At 74.5% G+C, this 16452-nt stretch carries 16 protein-coding genes; 10 read left to right on the top strand and 6 right to left on the bottom strand.

The genetic code is table 11. The features are described 5' to 3' along the window. Nucleotides 1–192: 192 nt before the first annotated feature. On the bottom strand, nt 193–1665 hold the full coding sequence (locus AB0N31_RS12680) for an FAD-binding protein (protein WP_366058357.1): 1473 nt from the start codon (nt 1663–1665) through the stop codon (nt 193–195). 155 nt (nt 1666–1820) lie between these two features. Next, a complete protein-coding gene (locus AB0N31_RS12675) occupies nt 1821–2600 on the bottom strand; it encodes a DeoR/GlpR family DNA-binding transcription regulator (RefSeq protein ID WP_366058356.1) in 780 nt (259 codons plus the stop codon). Between the two features lie 81 nt (nt 2601–2681). Here AB0N31_RS12675 and AB0N31_RS12670 point away from each other — a divergent pair, with 81 nt between their 5' ends. After that, complete coding sequence (locus AB0N31_RS12670; RefSeq protein WP_366058455.1) at nt 2682–3563, top strand: SIS domain-containing protein; 882 nt, start codon at nt 2682–2684, stop codon at nt 3561–3563. 21 nt (nt 3564–3584) lie between these two features. Then, nucleotides 3585–4439, top strand: coding sequence for a class II fructose-bisphosphate aldolase (locus tag AB0N31_RS12665; RefSeq protein ID WP_366058355.1), 855 nt, complete (start codon nt 3585–3587; stop codon nt 4437–4439). Here AB0N31_RS12665 and AB0N31_RS12660 read toward each other — a convergent pair. Continuing rightward, complete coding sequence (locus AB0N31_RS12660; RefSeq protein ID WP_366058454.1) at nt 4426–5562, bottom strand: methyltransferase; 1137 nt, start codon at nt 5560–5562, stop codon at nt 4426–4428. The genes AB0N31_RS12665 and AB0N31_RS12660 overlap by 14 nt on opposite strands. Nucleotides 5563–5629: 67 nt before the next feature. Here AB0N31_RS12660 and AB0N31_RS12655 point away from each other — a divergent pair, with 67 nt between their 5' ends. The 6 genes from AB0N31_RS12655 (at nt 5630) to AB0N31_RS12630 (ending at nt 10015) form a co-directional block, all read left to right on the top strand. Beyond that, a complete protein-coding gene (locus AB0N31_RS12655; protein ID WP_366058354.1) occupies nt 5630–6292 on the top strand; it encodes an alpha-ketoglutarate-dependent dioxygenase AlkB in 663 nt (220 codons plus the stop codon). Between the two features lie 62 nt (nt 6293–6354). Beyond that, on the top strand, nt 6355–7599 hold the full coding sequence (locus AB0N31_RS12650) for an ROK family protein (protein WP_366058353.1): 1245 nt from the start codon (nt 6355–6357) through the stop codon (nt 7597–7599). A gap of 116 nt (nt 7600–7715) precedes the next feature. After that, on the top strand, nt 7716–7844 hold the full coding sequence (locus tag AB0N31_RS12645) for a hypothetical protein (protein WP_366058352.1): 129 nt from the start codon (nt 7716–7718) through the stop codon (nt 7842–7844). Between the two features lie 59 nt (nt 7845–7903). Next, nucleotides 7904–8794 (top strand): NAD(P)-dependent oxidoreductase, encoded by an 891-nt coding sequence (locus AB0N31_RS12640; protein WP_366058351.1) that lies wholly within the window; start codon nt 7904–7906, stop codon nt 8792–8794. A gap of 250 nt (nt 8795–9044) precedes the next feature. Continuing rightward, a complete protein-coding gene (locus AB0N31_RS12635; RefSeq protein WP_366058350.1) occupies nt 9045–9467 on the top strand; it encodes a PPOX class F420-dependent oxidoreductase in 423 nt (140 codons plus the stop codon). Between the two features lie 272 nt (nt 9468–9739). Next, entirely contained in the window at nt 9740–10015 is a 276-nt protein-coding gene (locus AB0N31_RS12630) for an SHOCT domain-containing protein (protein WP_366058349.1), read from the top strand. Between the two features lie 258 nt (nt 10016–10273). Here AB0N31_RS12630 and AB0N31_RS12625 read toward each other — a convergent pair whose 3' ends face one another. Together AB0N31_RS12625 and AB0N31_RS12620 are read right to left on the bottom strand one after the other, a co-directional pair. Then, the gene (locus AB0N31_RS12625) at nt 10274–10804 is read right to left on the bottom strand and encodes an ATP-binding protein (RefSeq protein ID WP_366058348.1); all 531 of its coding nucleotides are present in this window, start codon (nt 10802–10804) and stop codon (nt 10274–10276) included. A gap of 233 nt (nt 10805–11037) precedes the next feature. Next, a complete protein-coding gene (locus tag AB0N31_RS12620; RefSeq protein ID WP_363090211.1) occupies nt 11038–11361 on the bottom strand; it encodes a hypothetical protein in 324 nt (107 codons plus the stop codon). Between the two features lie 340 nt (nt 11362–11701). On the opposite strand from AB0N31_RS12620, the gene AB0N31_RS12615 reads away from it, so the two are divergent. After that, entirely contained in the window at nt 11702–12826 is a 1125-nt protein-coding gene (locus AB0N31_RS12615; RefSeq protein WP_366058347.1) for a PLP-dependent cysteine synthase family protein, read from the top strand. 39 nt (nt 12827–12865) lie between these two features. Here the strand turns inward: AB0N31_RS12615 and AB0N31_RS12610 are convergent, their stop codons facing one another. After that, nucleotides 12866–13696: a DeoR/GlpR family DNA-binding transcription regulator gene (locus AB0N31_RS12610; RefSeq protein WP_366058346.1), complete on the bottom strand. Its 831-nt coding sequence runs from the start codon at nt 13694–13696 to the stop codon at nt 12866–12868. Nucleotides 13697–13998: 302 nt separating this feature from the next. On the opposite strand from AB0N31_RS12610, the gene AB0N31_RS12605 reads away from it, so the two are divergent. Continuing rightward, nucleotides 13999–16326 (top strand): hypothetical protein, encoded by a 2328-nt coding sequence (locus tag AB0N31_RS12605; protein WP_366058345.1) that lies wholly within the window; start codon nt 13999–14001, stop codon nt 16324–16326. The last annotated feature ends 126 nt before the right edge of the window (nt 16327–16452 follow it).

Below are 16452 nucleotides of genomic sequence, written 5' to 3'. Positions count from 1 at the left end.
CGGTCTCCACGCGGGTGACCGTGCCCGAGGAAGTGCGGTCGGGGGGCGCGGCGGGGCGGCAATCCGTGGGCCCGGCCGAGGGGCCGGCGGAGGCGGCGAACGTGCTGACCGCCTCAGCCCCTCCGGCGGCGGCATCGACGGGTGCGACGCCGAACCGGCCCGCCCGGCCCACCGGTTCGGTGCGGCGGCGCCTCAGAAGACGCCCTGGCCCGGGACCAGGATCCGCCGCGGGTCGTACCTCCGCTTCGCCGCCTCGAGCGCCGGCCAGGCCGGCCCGAAGTGGGTCCGCCAGTCCGCTCGGGTGAAGGGGATGCTGCCGACGGGGTACTGAGTGCCGCCGGCCGCGAGCGCGGCTTCGTAGGCGGAACGATTCGCCGCCAGCCGGCGGTCGACGGCGGCGGTGTCGTCGGGCGGGGTCGCGCTCAGGATGTCGAAGAGGTACGACACCGGCTCGTCCGAGCTGCGCAGCAGCGGGGTGGTGAGCCGCTCGCGCAGCAGGGGGTAGAACAGCACGACGCCGGGGCCCAGGTCGGCCGGGGTGAGCGCGTCCAGCAGCGGCGCGCTGACGGCGGCGGCGGACGTGCCGGGCACCATGAGGTTCAGCCACGGGTGCGCGTACGTCCAGAGGCCGGCCTCCTTCAGCATGGCGACGAGGGGTGCCAGCCGGTCGAGGAAGTCGTAGTAGGAGCGGTCCTCGTACCGAACGCCGGAGGGCGTGTGGCGCAGACCGCGCAGCAGCGTTGCGTCGTCCGGGGCGGGGCCGACCGGCGGGCCGTAGGCCACCGCCTCCAGGGTGTAGGCCCGGAAGGCGCCGCCGGCGTCCGCGGTGACCTGGCCCTCGACGTAGTCGAAGCGGCCCTCCTGGACGAGCAGGCGCTGATCGTCCAGGAAGGTCTCCAGGTCGTCGTAGGCGAGGTGGTAGTGGCGCACGGTCGCGGGCGCGGGCACCAGGCGGAGCGTGGCCTCGACGATGATCCCGCACTGGCCGAGGCCGGCCAGGACGGCGTGGAAGAGGTCGGGGCGGCGGGTCGGGGAGCAGCGGACCGGCTCGCCCGCGCCGGTGACGACCCGCAGTCCGGTGACGTTGTCGACCTGGGCGCCGTGCCGGTGGGCCTGGCCGCCGAGGCCGCCCACGGACAGGGTGCCGCCGACGGAGAGCTCGATGTAGTCGGTGAAGACGGGCGGAGTGAGCCCGTGCGCGAGGGTGGCCCCGGCCACCTCGCTCCAGCGGGCGCCCGCACCCACCGTCACGGTGGTGCTGTCCGGCCCCACGGGGCCGATGTCCGCGAGCGTCGCGGTCTCGACGACCAGGCCGCCCGGCACCTGTGCCTGCCCGAACGGCGCGTGCCCCTGGCCGCGCGGCGCGACCGGCACGCGGTGCTCGTTGCAGAACCGGACCATGGCGACGACGTCGCGGACCGAGCCCGGCCGCAGGACGGCCGCCGGGAGGTGGTGCACGATGTGCCCGTAGTCGTCCGACGCGGCGTCGAGCGAGGCGTCGTCCCTGGTCAGCGTCCCGTCCAGGCGGGGGATCCCGGCAAGTCGCCCATCGGTTCCCGAGGCGTCCGCGGCCCAGCCGCGGGCGGCGGGATCGAAGCCGGCCACCGCCGCTCCGGTGACGGTGAGTCCGCGCAGAACGGTGCGTCTGGAAGGTGTGCGGGGCATGCGCACTTTCACCTCTCCCTCTCTACGAAATCTTCGAATCCCGAAATCCTCGACAGGGTAGGGCAGTTCGATCCGTCACGTAGGGTGTTTCGCCGGTGATCCACTGTCGCGGTGGCCCGCTGTGATCCGCCGTGCCGCACGCGGGCCCGCAGCCGTCACACCGCGAGGACCCGGATCCCCGCCTCCTCGAACCGCCGTACCGTCGGCGCGTCGGCCGCCGCGTCCGTGACCAGCGTGTCCACCGCGTCGGCCGCACAGATCCGGGCGAACGCGCGCCGGCCCAACTTGCCGGAATCGGCCGCGACGACGACCCGCACGGCCCGCTCGCACAGCATCCGGTTGACCGCCGCCTCCGCCTCGTCGTGCGCGGCGGCGCCGTGGGTCACGTCGAAGGCGGCCACCCCCAGCACCGCCACGTCCAGCGTGATCTGCCCCAGCACCCCGTCCGCGAGCGGCCCCACCAGCTCGTACGACTGCGCCCGCGCCACTCCGCCCGTCACCACGATCTTGAACTGGGGCCGCACCGCCAACTCGCCCGCGATGTTCAGCGCGTTCGTGACCACGGTGAGGGCCGGCGAACCGGCGGCCAGATCGCCGCGCACGGCCAGGGCGCGGGCCACCTCCGTGGTCGTCGTGCCCCCGGTCAGCCCCAGCGCCTCGCCGGGGGCGACGAGTTCCGCCACCGCCCGCGCGATGCGCTGCTTCTCCGGAGCCCGCCGCGCCGTCTTGTACCGCAACGGCAGTTCGTACGACACCCCGTGCACGACCGCGCCGCCGCGCGTGCGCACCAGCATCTGCTGCTCGGCGAGCTGGTCGAGATCCCGGCGGACCGTGGCCGCCGACACCCCCAGCTCGGTCGCCGTCTCCTCGACGTCCAGCCGCCCGCGCTCCACGAGGAGGTCCAGCAGCGTCTTCCACCGGGCGTCGCGGGACATGGTGACTCCGTTCGCGTGCTTGAAGTTGTACGAAAGGTGGCTCTATCTTGCATGAACCATCACCGACGCGAGGGGTGGGACATGACCCACGTCGAGGACGAGCTGACCGACCAGCCCGCCTGCTGGACCCGCGCCGCCACCGAAGTCACCCGATTCCGCCGGGAGTTGCCGGTCCGGGGCGAGCGCGTCGCGTTCGTCGGGTGCGGCACCTCCTTCTTCATGGCCCGGTCCGCCGCCGCCCTGCGCGAGGGCGCGGGGCACGGCGAGACCGACGCCCACGCTGCCTCCGAGTTCCCCTACCACCGGACCTACGACCGGGTCGTCGTCCTCACCCGCTCCGGCACCACCACCGAGGTCGTCGACCTGCTCGCCCGGCTGCGCGGCCGTACGCCCACCACCGCCGTCACCGCCGACCCCGGGACACCCGCCGGCACCGCGGCCGACCACACCGTCGCCCTCGACTACGCCGACGAACGCTCCGTCGTGCAGACCCGTTTCGCCACCACCGCCCTCACCCTGCTCCGCGCCCACCTCGGCCTGCACACCGACGCCGTCGTCGCCGACGCCCGTACCGCGCTGGCCGACCCGCTGCCCGAAGGCCTCCCGGGGTGCGGCCGGTTCACCTTCCTGGGCCGCGGATGGACCGTCGGGCTGGCCGACGAGGCCGCCCTGAAGATGCGCGAGGCGGCCCTCGCCTGGAGCGAGGCGTACCCCGCGATGGAGTACCGCCACGGCCCCGTCAGCGTCAGCGACGAGTCCACCGCGACCTGGATGTTCGGCGAGGCGCCCGACGGTCTGGCCGAACAGGTCCGCGGCACCGGCGCGTCGTGGGTCCAGGGCACGCTGGACCCCCTCGCCGAACTCGTGCGCGCCCAACGCCTCGCCGTGGCCGTCGCCGCGGCCCGCGGCCTCGACCCGGACCGGCCGCGCCACCTCACCCGGTCGGTGATCCTCGCCCCCTGAAGCCCGCTGACGAGGAGACCCGTGCCCCTCACCACCACCGCTGAGCTGGTCACCCGGGCCCGTGCGGCCCGCACCGCCGTCGCCGCCTTCAACATCATCACCCTCGAACACATCGAGGCCGTCATCACCGGGGCCGAGCGGTCCGGCACACCGGTCGTCCTCCAAGTCAGCGAGAACGCCGTGAGGTTCCGCCACGGACGCCTCCTCCCACTCGCCCGCGCGGCCGTCGCCGCCGCCGAACGGGCGCCCGTGCCGGTCGCGTTGCACCTCGACCACATCAGGACCGAAGCCCTGCTCCGCGAGGCGGCGGACGCCGGATTCAGCTCCGTGATGTACGACGCCTCGCAGCTCCCGTACGACGACAACCTCGCCGCCACCCGCGCCGCGGCCGACCTGGCGCACGCCCGAGGTCTGTGGATCGAGGCGGAGTTGGGGGAGATCGGCGGCAAGGACGGCAGGGCCGCGCGCGACGCCCACGCGCCCGGCGCCCGCACCGACCCGGCCGAGGCCCGCGCCTTCGTGGCCGACGCGCAGGTCGACGCCCTGGCCGTCGCCGTCGGCAGCGTCCACGCGATGACCACCCGCACCGCCACCCTCGACCACCGGCTGCTCGCACGACTCAGGGCCGGCGTGGACGTGCCGCTCGTCCTGCACGGCTCCTCCGGGGTAGCCGACGACGAGCTGAGAGCGGCCGTCGCGGGCGGCATCACCAAGGTCAACATCGGCACGGCCCTCAACCAGGCGATGACCGGCGCCGTCCGCGATCACCTGGCCGCGCATCCGGAGGCGGTCGACCCGCGCGGCTACCTCGCCGTCGGACGGGAGGCGATGGCGTACGCGGTCGAGCGGATCAGCGGTGTCCTCACCCCTGCTTGACGGCCTTCAGCACCACGAACTTCGGGTCGCCGGCCACCAGTCGGCTGTTGCCGAACAGCCGCCGCAGCTTCACGTGGTACCCGAGGTGCCGGTTGCCCACCACCCACAGTTCGCCGCCCGGCCGCAGCACGCGCCGCGCCCCGGTGAACATCCGCCAGGCCGTGGCGTCCGTCGTGGCCTGGTGGGAGTGGAAGGGCGGGTTGTTCAGCACGAGGTCCACGCTGTCGTCCGGCACCCCCGTGAGCCCGTCCCCGACCCGGAACTCCCCCTGGCCCGGCACCCCGTTGGCCCGGTACGTCGCCTCCGCCGAGGCCACCGCCTGGAACGACTCGTCCGTGAACAGCACCTCGGCCTGCGGGTTGGCCAGTGCCACCGCCGTCCCCACGACACCGTTGCCGCACCCCAGGTCGACCACTCGGCGGGCCCCCCGCGTCGGCGGCAGGTGCTGCAGGAGGAACCGGGTGCCGATGTCGAGCCGGTCGGCGCAGAACACGCCCGCGTGGTTGACGACCGGACGCCCGGACAGCGACCCGAGGCCGGCGGGGAGGTCGTAGCGGTACGGCCACGGGTTGGCGGGACGTGCCGGCATCGGGTCGGGAGTGCACAGGATCAGCCGGGCCTTCTGCTCGGCGAGGGAGGTGCGGGTGGGACCGAGGATCCGCTCGAACAGTCGCAGGGTGGAGGTGTGGATCTCCTTGACCATGCCGGTGCCGACCACCACGGTCCCCGCGTGCACCGAGGGAGCCAGCCGCAGCAACTGGTCCTCCAGGAGCGCGAGACTCTTCGGCACCCGCACCAGCAGCACGTCGACGCGCTCGGGCGGCGGGTCCTGGGTGGTCAGCAGCCGGACGGAGCCGGGCTCGACGCCGTTGCGGGCCAGGTTCCGCCGGGTCGCCTCCTGGCCCAGCCAGGAGTCGGTGATCTGCGTCGGCCGGTGCGCGGCCAGTGCCGTCACCAGCGCGCCCCAGCGGTCACCGAGCACCACCACCGTGCCGGACAGCGGGACCCCCCGCTCGACGAGGTGGCGGAGCAGATACGCGTCGGAGGCGTCCCAGGCGCGCAGCCTGTCACGCGGGTCCTCGGGGTGGCGGGCCAGCGCGACCTCGCCCCACGGCGTCGTCATACGGTCGTTCATCGTGGGTCAAGGCTAGCCCAGCCGCAGCTCAGAACCGGTGGGGCAGGATGGTGCCATGGACACCGAGCTGTTTCCCCGGGAACGCGCGGAGGTCGCGCCGGGCGCCGTGCACCTGCCGGACTGGCTGGACGCGGCCGCTCAGCACGAGCTGCTGGCGGCGTGCCGGGACTGGGCCCGCCCGCCCGCGGGGCTGCGTACCGTCCGCACGCCGGGCGGCGGCACCATGACCGCCCGCCAGGTCTGCCTCGGCCGGCACTGGTATCCGTACGGCTACGCCCGCACGGTCGTCGACGGCGACGGCACCCCGGTCAAGCCCTTCCCGGCCTGGCTGGGCGAGCTGGGCCGCCGGGCGGTGACCGACGCACTCGGCCCCGAGGCGGCCCGGAGGGCGGCGTACGACATCGCGCTGATCAACCATTACGACGGCGACGCCCGCATGGGCATGCACCGCGACGCCGACGAGAGGTCGGACGCTCCCGTGGTGTCCCTCAGCCTCGGCGACACCTGCGTGTTCCGCTTCGGCAACACCGAGACCCGTACCCACCCCTACACCGACGTCGAGCTGGTCAGCGGCGACCTGTTCGTGTTCGGCGGGCCCTCCCGGCTCGCCTACCACGGCGTGCCCCGGGTGCGTCCCGGAACGGCTCCGGCCGGGCTGGGGCTGACCGGCCGACTGAACCTGACCCTGCGGGTCGGCGGCTTCCCGGACGGCACCTGACGCCCCCGGCTCCGGGCCGGGCCGGGGGAAACACCCTCGCGGATCATGGGAGACTCGCCCTCATGAGCGGCAAGGCGGACCCCCGGCCGGCGGGGGAAGGGACCACCTCGAGAGCGCGGCTGGACCGGGGGCGCGGTGCGCTCGGGCCCGCGTTGGAGCTCGTGCACACCGGGCGGGCGCCCACCCGTGCGGTGCTCACCGCCGAACTCGGCGTCACCCGCGCCACGGCCGGCGCGGTTGCCGCGGAACTGGAGGCGCTGGGGCTGATCCGCGTCGACGCGCGGCCCGGCGCCGCCGCCGGTTCCCAGGGCCGGCCCTCCCACCGGCTCGAAGTCGACGAGGACGGCCCCGTCGTCCTGGCCGCCCAGGTGCACGCCGACGGCTTCCGGGCCGCCCTGGTCGGCCTCGGCGGGCGGATCGTCGCCACCACCCCCAGCTGCGAGGCCGTCGACGCCGACCCGGCCAAGGTGCTCGGCGCCGCCGTGGACGCCGGAGCCGACCTGCTGGGCCGTACCGGCCGGCGCTGTGTGGGCGCCGGCCTCGCCGTGCCGTCCGCGGTGACCGCACCCGAAGGGCTGGCGCTCAACCCGCTGCATCTCGCCTGGCCGGCGGGGGCGCCGGTGCGGGAGATCTTCGCCGAGCGGGTCCGCGCGGCCGGCGTCGACGGCCCGGCGTTCGCCGTCAACGACGTCAACGCCGCCGCCCTCGCCGAACACCGGCACGGCGCCGGACGCGGTGCCCGCGATCTGCTGTGCGTGGCCACCGGGCACCGCGGCGTCGGCGGCGCGCTGGTCCTCGACGGGCGCCTGCACACGGGCAGTTCGGGCCTCGCCCTCGAGGTCGGGCACCTCACCGTCAACCCCGAGGGCCGCCCCTGCCACTGCGGCAGCCGCGGCTGTCTCGACGTGGAGGCCGACCCACTGGCCCTGCTCACCACCGCCGGCCGCGCGCCCGGCCCCGAGGGCTCCCTGCTCCAGCAGGCCAACGAACTGATCCGCGAGGAGTACGCCGACCCGGTCGTCCGTACGGCCACCGAGGTCCTGATCGACCGCCTCGGCCTGGGCCTGGCCGGCCTGGTGAACATCCTCAACCCCGATCGCATCATCCTCGGAGGCCTGCACCGCACCCTCCTGGACACCGACCCCGACCGGCTCCGCGCGGTCGTCGCCGACCGCAGCCTGTGGGGCCGCAGCGGTGGCGTCCCCATCCTCGCCTGCTCCCTCGACCACAACAGCCTGGTCGGAGCGGCGGAGCTGGCCTGGCAGCCCGTACTGGACGACCCGCTGGGGGCGTTGGGCGTCAGGTGACCGGATCAGGGGCCCCGCCACGGGCGGACGGCCGGCCTCGGTCACCAGGACCCCGCCGCCACCCGCGGCCGGTCGCGCCGCACGCCTGGCCGGTGGAGGACCTGCCCGGTGGCCGCGTGCGCGTCCCGACCCAGGAGACCCGGGCCGGCGCGCCCGCCGCCGCCCCGGCGGGGCAGCGGCCCGATCCGGTGCCGAACGGTCATCAGACCTGGTTGGAGGGGCTGGTGCGCGCCGCGTCGAAGTGACCGCGTCCGGTCCCGTACCGTCCGCAGTGACCCCGCTGGAGGATCAGGAAGTTGACGTCATGACCGACAAGCTGACCGTGGGTGTGCTGGGCACCGGCATCATGGGTGCCGCGATGGCCCGCAACCTCGCCCGCGCCGGACACACCGTCCGCGCCTGGAACCGCACCCGCGCCAAGGCCGAGCCGCTGGCCGCCGACGGCGTCTCCCTCGCCGACACCCCTGCCGACGCCGTCCGCGGCGCCGACGTCGTCCTGACCATGCTCCACGACGGCCCCGCCGCCCTGGAGACCATGCGCGCGGCGGCCCCTGGACTGCGCGCCGGTGCCGCCTGGGTGCAGTCGACCACCGTCGGTGTCGACGCCGTCGAGGACCTTGCGGCCTTCGCCCGCGGGCACGACCTCGTGTTCTTCGACGCGCCCGTGCTGGGTACCCGCCAGCCCGCCGAGGCCGGTCAGCTGACCGTGCTGGCGGCCGGACCGGACGCCCACCGCGCCGCCGTCCGTCCCGTTCTGGACGCCGTGGGCGTCCGCACGGTGTGGACCGGCGAGGACGGTGCGGCCGGCAGCGCCACCCGCCTGAAGCTGGTCGCCAACAGCTGGGTGATCGCGGCCACCGCCGCGGCCGGCGAGGTCCTGGCCCTGTCCAAGGCCCTCGACGTCGACCCGGACGACTTCTTCGAGCTGATCGCCGGCGGCCCGCTGGACATGGGCTACCTCCGCACCAAGACCGCGCTGGTCATCGAGGACCGGCTCACGCCGCCGCAGTTCGGCGTGGCGACCGCCGCCAAGGACGCCCGTCTGATCGTCGAGGCCGGAGCCAAGCGCGGCGTCCGTCTGGACGTGGCCTCCGCGAGCGCCGACCGCCTGGAGCGCGCCGTCACCCAGGGCCACGCCGACGAGGACATGGCCGCCGCCTACTTCGCCAGCTTCGAGGACCAGCCGCCCGCCTGACCGGCACATCGGCCCCGGCCCCGGGCACAGGCACAGGCATGGGCATGGGCTCGGAGCCGGGCCACGCCTCCGACCCGGGGCGCGCCGCCGTACGCACCCGCGCGTGACGACGCCCGCCTCCGGGGTACGCCGCACGACGTGACCACGCCTGCTCCCGGGGGACGCCGCAGGCACCCGTGGCCACACCGACGCCCCGAGTGCGCCGGGTGCACGCGCGCCACCACCCGCCCGACTCACCGAGGAGAAGCCGATGTCCAAGCCGCCGCTGCCGCCCGAGGCCGTCGAACTGCTGAGCCGCCCCAACCCCTGCGTGATGGCGACCCTGCGCTCCGACGGCACCCCCGTGTCCACCCCCACCTGGTACGTGTGGGACGACAGCCGGGTCCTCATCAGCCTCGACGAGAGCCGGGTGCGACTCAAGCACCTGCGCCGCGACCCCCGCGTCACCCTGACCGTCCTGGACGGCGAGAACTGGTACACCCACGTCACCCTCATCGGCCGGGTCACCGGCTTCCACGACGACGAGGGCCTGGCCGACATCGACCGCATCTCCTCGCACTACACGGGCAACCCCTACCCGGACCGGGTCCGGCCCCGTGTCAGCGCCTGGATCGAGGTCGAGCGCTGGCACGGCTGGGGCGCGATGAAGGACAGCGACCAGCCGTCCACGTGACGCGGGCCGGGCCGTACTCTCACGCCGGTACGGCGCGGCCCGGCCACCACCCGCCCTCGGCACGCCCGCCGTGCGCGGCAGCCGGTCCGCGGGTCGCAGACCGGCACGATCGGGCCACGCCCGAACGCCGGAACGCGCGAGGAGCAGCCCGCACGCACGCGCGTACTCCCGGGGAGGTAGGCGCAGTGCCGCTGCACGTACGACGACTCCGCCCCCCTCCCGGCGGGAGTCTCGACACATCACCGCAAGACCTACCTGGGAGATGACCCGCGATGCAGACCCTGGCGAACTGGGACGGCGGCCCCGGCCCGTGGATCCTGTTCCTCCCGCTCATCTGGGCCGTCGTCGTGATCGGCGTCGTGACCCTGCTGCGCCGCACCGTGCGGCCCGGCCACCGCGGTCCCTGGGCCGCCGCCTCCCGCCCCGCCGGCGACTCGCCGCTCGCGGTCCTCGGCCGCCGCTTCGCCTCCGGCGAGATCGACGAGGACGAGTACTGGCGTCGGCTGTCCGTCCTGGACGAGCAGTTCGGCGGCAACGCCGGCCGGTGACGGCCACGGCCACCATCCCGCGCAACGCCGCGCCCGGGCCACCGACGCCGTGCGGGCGCGGTCCGGGGGCCCCGACGGCGGTGCGCCCGACGCGAACCCGCCGTACGCGGACCGCCGTCACGCGACACCGCCGTACGCGGACCCGCCCCACGCGACCGCGCCGTACGCCGCGGATCGCCGGCGCACAACCCCGCCGTACGGCGGATTCACCCCATGGTGGAGGTGAGTCCGCCGTACGGCGAAGGGATCACCGCCCGGTCAGCCGACGACGGCCGGCCGGGCGGGAGCGTGTGCGGGGCCGAGGTCGTCGACCGTCACGACCTCGGGGAACAGCCGGTCCGCGACCAGCCGGCGCGGCGGCCGCGCGGACCGCTCCGGTGCCGCGACCGGCGCCGGAAGGGTGAACCAGACGACCTTCCCGGACTCGCCGTCCGGCCGGGCGCCCCAGTCCTCGCTGACCGCTGCCACCATGGCGAGCCCGCGCCCGCACGTGGCGAACGAGTCGACCACCTCGAGGTCGTCGACCACCGGAAGCCGGGGGTCGCGGTCGCGCACGGAGACCGTGAGCCGGTCGAGCAGCAGCTCCATCTCCACGGTGCACGTCTTGTCGGGCTGGGCGTGCAGGTGGACGTTGGTCAACAGCTCGGTCACACCGAGCGCCGCCCGGTCTATGAGGGGATCGAGACGCCAGTAGCGCAGTTGCGCCGATACGATTCTGCGGACCTGGCCTATCCGCGACGGCAGGGCTTGGAGCTCTACCGTGCAGTGCCTGCTTGGGTTGCTGATCACGGCTGCGACTCCCCGACGTGAGGTCCGGAAGAACACGGAGTTCGGATCGATCGGAGCAGTGCGTCTGCGCTAGGGCGGCCGCCTGCTTTCGTGGCCGGCGGGCTGGTTCGCAGCGTTATCGCCGGTAAACCCAGAGTGACGTGAGACCAGCGTGGCGCAAGGGGCGGAAGAGCGCAACTCGCGGTGTCCGTCCGGCCACTGCGGGTCGACCGCGCCGCTCCGCACCCGGCCCTTCAGTTCCCGCCTCCCGCAGCCCTGCGCACGGCCTCGATGAACCGGCGTGCCGCGGGCGGCCCCGGCTCGCCGGGTGCCGGGTCGTGGTCGCCCAGGGTCAGCAGGTACCGGTTGCCGTTCAGATCGGCCAGCGCCCGGTCCTCCGGGGCGAACCAGGGCCGGGAGGCGCGGACCGCCTGCACCGGCGCGCTGTCGATCTCGCTGCCGTAGCTGGTGAGCAACTCCAGCCTGCCGTCGTTGATCCGGACCTGTCCGGCCCGGGTGAGCGAGCGCAGTCGCTTCCCGATCCGCACGCCCGTCGCCGTGAACTCCGGCTCAGCCATCCCCGCCCCCTTGCGCGTGGGTGTGCCGGCCCGTGCTCCTGGGCGGGCCGGAAACCAGCTCGTGTCGTGATCCAGTGTGCGTCCCCCGTGCGGAACCTCGGCCCCGTCGGGTGCAGTCTGCCCGCGCGGGCCGTCGAGCACCAGTGCGCGCGGCACGCGGTCCGCAGCCACCCGGAGCACTCGCGGAATGCGCCCCCCGTCGGTGAACCCGCCGTCCCCAGGGCCTCCTTTGGGACGCTCAAAGATGCGTTTATGCAGGTGAGGAGCGTGTGGAAGGTGTCTATGATCGAGGCGTCGGCCGCGTGCGGCGCTGCCGGCGCCCCGCACGAAGGAGCCCGCCGTGACCACCCCCGAGCACCTGCGGACCGGCGCGACCCTCGACGTCGACCGCAGCGACACCGCCTTCCGCGGCTGGCTGAAAGAAGCCGTCCGCAAGGTCCAGGCCGACGCCAACCGCTCCGCCGACACCCACCTGCTGCGCTTCCCGCTGCCGGAGCGGTGGGGCATCGACCTCTATCTGAAGGACGAGTCGACCCACCCCACCGGCAGCCTCAAGCACCGGCTCGCCCGCTCCCTCTTCCTCTACGCCCTGTGCAATGGCTGGATCAGGCCGGACCGCCCGGTGATCGAGGCGTCCAGCGGCTCGACAGCCGTCTCCGAGGCCTACTTCGCCAAGCTGATCGGTGTGCCCTTCATCGCCGTCATGCCCCGCACGACGAGCGCCGAGAAGATCCGCCTGATCCAGTTCCACGGCGGACAGTGCCACTTCGTGGACGACTCGCGGAAGATGTACGAGGAGTCCGCCCGCCTCGCGGCCGACACCGGCGGCCACTACATGGACCAGTTCACCTACGCCGAGCGGGCCACGGACTGGCGCGGCAACAACAACATCGCCGAATCCATCTTCCGCCAGCTGGAGTTGGAGCGGTTCCCGGAGCCCGCCTGGATCGTCGCCACGGCCGGCACCGGCGGCACCTCCGCGACCCTCGCCCGCTACGTCCACTACACCCAGCACGACACCCGCATCTGCGTCGCCGACCCCGAGAACTCCTGCTTCTTCGAGGGCTGGACCACCGGCGATCCGGACGTCACCTGCGACTGCGGCTCACGCATCGAGGGCATCGGGCGGCCCCGCATGGAGCCGAGCTTCGTGCCCGGCGCCGTCGACCGCATGATGAAGGTCCCGGACGCCGCCAGCGTCGCCGCCGTCCGCGCCCTGGAACGCGTCATCGGCCGCAAGGCGGGCGGCTCGACGGGCACCGGCCTGTGGAGCGCGCTGAAGATCGTCGCCGAGATGGTGGCCGAGGGCCGACAGGGCAGTGTGGTCACCCTGTTGTGCGACCCGGGTGACCGCTATCTCGACAAGTACTACTCCGACGCCTGGCTCGCCGAACAGGGCCTGGACATCGGCCCGTACAGCGCGGCGATCGACTCCCTGCTGGCGACGGGGGTGTGGCCGGACTGAGGCGCACGGGGCCCGTCCGCCGCCCCGACCGGCGTCCCGTCAGACGTCCGCTTCCGCGACGGCCTCACCGGCGACCACCAGCCGCCGCAGATGCTCGGAGATCTCCGCGCGGACCGCGCCCGGCAACCCGGCGTCCGTCACCAGCGTGTCCACCTGCTCCAGCGCCGCGAAGGAGCTCAGGCCCACCACACCCCACTTGGTGTGGTCGGCGACCACCACGACCCGGCGCGCCGACTGCACCAGGCGTCGGTTGGTCTCGGCCTCCGCCAGGTTCGGCGTGGACAGACCGGCCTCGGCCGATATCCCGTGCACACCGAGGAACAGCACGTCGAAGTGGAGCGCCGCGATGGCCTGATCGGCGACCGGCCCCACCAGCGAGTCGGACGGCGTGCGCACGCCGCCGGTCAGCACGACCGTCGCCGCGCCCTGCCGGGGACCCGAGGTGCGCTGCGCCATGTGGAAGACGTCCGCCACGCGCACCGAGTTGGTCACCACCGTCAGATCCGGCACGTCCACCAGATGGTGGGCCAGCGCGTACGTCGTCGTCCCGCCCGACAGCGCGATCGCGCTGCCCGGCGCGACCAGCTCGGCCGCGGCCCGCGCGATGTCCTCCTTGGCGCTCAGCTCCAGACCCGACTTGGCCTCGAAACCGGGCTCGTGGGTGCTCGCCTCCACGATCGGCACCGCACCGCCGTGCACCTTCTCCAGGACGCCCTGACGGGACAGCGCGTCGAGGTCGCGGCGCACCGTCATGTCCGACACGCCGAGCTTGCGGGTCAACTCGTTGACCCGGACACCACCCCGGCGCCGGACCTCGTCGAGGATCAGGGCGCGCCGCTGCTCCGCGAGGAGGTTCTGATTCTCACTCACGTACGCTCCGGTCCTCTCGACTCAAGCCGACCCACTCCGTCCGGCACGCCCGCGCACCTGCCCCGACAAGGACATTCTGCCGGTCGGCGGCCGTGCGGGCGTCCCATCCTCGCACGGGCCACCACCGGCCGTGCCACCCCCCGCCCGTCGCGGGCATGTCACAACCACGACACCCGTCGGTCCCGATCCCCACACGGAACGGGGATATTCGGTGACAACGCGTGCGCACGCGCCGCGCAGCGGCGATCCTTGTGCCGCACGCACACGGAACGACAGCGCGTCACGGGGGAAGTGCGAGAACAGTGGAACGTGCGCAGGAACGAGCCTCGACCGGCCCGGCGGCCTCGGCCGCCCTGGAACTCCTGGTCCACGGCGTGGGCGGAGCCACGCCCGAGAAGATGCTGAACGATCCGCGCACCGTGCGGATCACCGGCGACGACACGGCCGCCGTGTACCGGCGCGAGGGCGACGTGGACGCCGAGAACGCGACGACCGGCGGACCGGGGGACCGGCCGGTCCCCGAGGCCTACGTCTGGTCCAACCTCACCTCCGGCAACGGCACCCGCGCCCTGTGGCTCCTGCTGCTGCCGTTCATGGTCGTCAACCTCGCCCACTGGATGCGCCCCGCCGCCCGGCAACGCACCCGCGCGGTCCGCCTGTACGGACTGCTGGTGCGGCTCACCGGCCTGACCCTGACGATCCTGCTCGTCGCCGCCGCCTGCGAGGTCGCCCTGGACCTGACGGCCTGGCAGTGCGCGGGCACCCGCGCGTGCGCCGAACGGCACACCTGGCTGGGCTTCCTGTCCCCGACCGTGTCCGGCGGCGGCTGGTGGAGCCTGCCCGGCCGCCGCCTCGCCCTCGCGGCCCTCGTCCCGACCGCCCTCACCGTCCTGCTCTGGTACCTGTCCCACCGCACCTGGCGGGCGTACGAGTCCCAGGAGCCGCCGAACGCCCGGACCGAACCCGAGGACGCGCTCGGCGACACCGCCCTCGGCCGCCCCGGCTTCTGGTACGGGCGCCGTCTGGTCGCCCGGCTGCGCGCGGCCCACACCGCGGCCGGCCTGCTCACGGTGGCCGCCGCCGTCGGCACCGCCGCCGCCCGCCAGGACCGCGCGCCCGGCGGTCCCGCGCTGCTCGACGCCCTCGGCCGGCTCCTGGAGGCCGCCCTGGCCGCCGGCGCGCTCGCCACCGTCTGGGTGGTGTGCCGCCGGGGCCGCAGCGAGCACCGCCTGGACCGCCGCCTCGACGCCCACCTCGTACGGCGGCTGCCGCTGGCCGCCCTCGCCCTGCTCGCCCTCACCTTCGTGTACGCCGGGTGGGAACGACCCGCGTGGCGGTCCGCAGGCCGTCTGCCGGGGGACGTCACCTTCGGCGGCATCGCCCTCGTCCAGGGCGCGCTGGTGATCGCCCTCGCGGTCGTCGCCTCGGTCCTGTACCGCGGGGCCGGGAGCGACCCGCAAGGCCGTGCCGCCCTGAAAGGCCTGGGCGGCCCCGCCGTCGCGATGCTCGCCTGCGCCCTCGGCAGCGTGATGTCCGGCGGAGTGTCCCAGCGCGTCTCGGACTGGCTGGACGGCACCGGCACCTTCCTCGCCGGACCGCCGGTGCTGCTGACCTGGCAGGCGTCCGTGATCCCGGCACTGCTCATCGTGCTGCTCGCCCTGTGCGGCCTGCTCGCCCGGGGGGCCGTGCGGCTGTCCCGCGCCGAGCGGGACGCGGTGGCCCGCGAGTACGGCGTCCACCCCGGCGACCCGGCCCGCACCCAGCGCATCGCCCGCGCCCGTGCCATGGCCACGCTCACCGACCGGGCCCCGCTCCTCGTCGCCGTCACCTCCACCGCGACCCTGCTGCTCGGCGCCGGCGCCCTCGTCGGCGCCCTCGCCACCGGCCGGACCCCCGACCGGGCCGCCGAGCACGCGCACCCCCTCGTCCACGGCGCGGCCCAGACCGGTCAGGCACTCGGTTCCTGGCTGATAGGGCTCGGCTTCCTACTCTTCGTCACCTGGGGCCGGCGTGCCTACAAGGACGCCTCCGCGCGCCGCACCATCGGCATCCTCTGGGACGTCGGCACCTTCTGGCCGCGCGCCGCGCACCCCTTCTCCCCTCCCTGTTACGCCGAGCGGGCGGTTCCCGACCTGACCTGGCGCATGGCCACCTGGACCCGCGCCACCGGCGGACGCCTGGTGATCTCCGGCCACTCCCAGGGCAGCGTCCTCGCCGCCGCCGCGGCCTGGCAACTGAGCCCCGCCGACCGCGGCCGCGTCGCCCTCCTGACCTACGGCTCCCCGATCGAGCGCCTCTACGGGCGCTGGTTCCCGGCCCACTTCGGCCCCGCCGCGCTGAACGCCCTGCACGAGGACATCGACTGCTGGCGCAACCTCCACCGCCCCACCGACCCGATCGGCGGCCCGGTCCGGTTGTCCGGCGACGACTGCGGCCCCGAGGTCGACCGCGCCGCCCTCGCCGACCCCCTGGCCTACGGCCGCACCGACGCCCACCCCCTGCCCTCACCGATCCTGGGCCACTCCGACTACCAGGCGGACCCGGCCTTCGCCGAGGAACGCGAACGCCTGCTGTCCCGCCTGCGCCCGGACCTCCCGGCCCAGCGCGCACAGGCGTCGGCGGACGGCTAGGGCCTCTCGTCGGGATCATGCCGGGCTCGCGGGCCGCCCTCTGCTACCAGACCGCGCGGCTCCTCGACGCCGACCCGTTCGTCCTGCTCCTGCTGCGCGGCCGGGGCGAACGCGAACTGCTCGACA

The organism is Streptomyces sp. NPDC051051, assembly GCF_040682975.1.
Lineage (GTDB): Bacteria > Actinomycetota > Actinomycetes > Streptomycetales > Streptomycetaceae > Streptomyces.
Note: the sequence above shows the minus strand (reverse complement) of the source record. Positions and strands in the feature narration are given on the sequence as shown.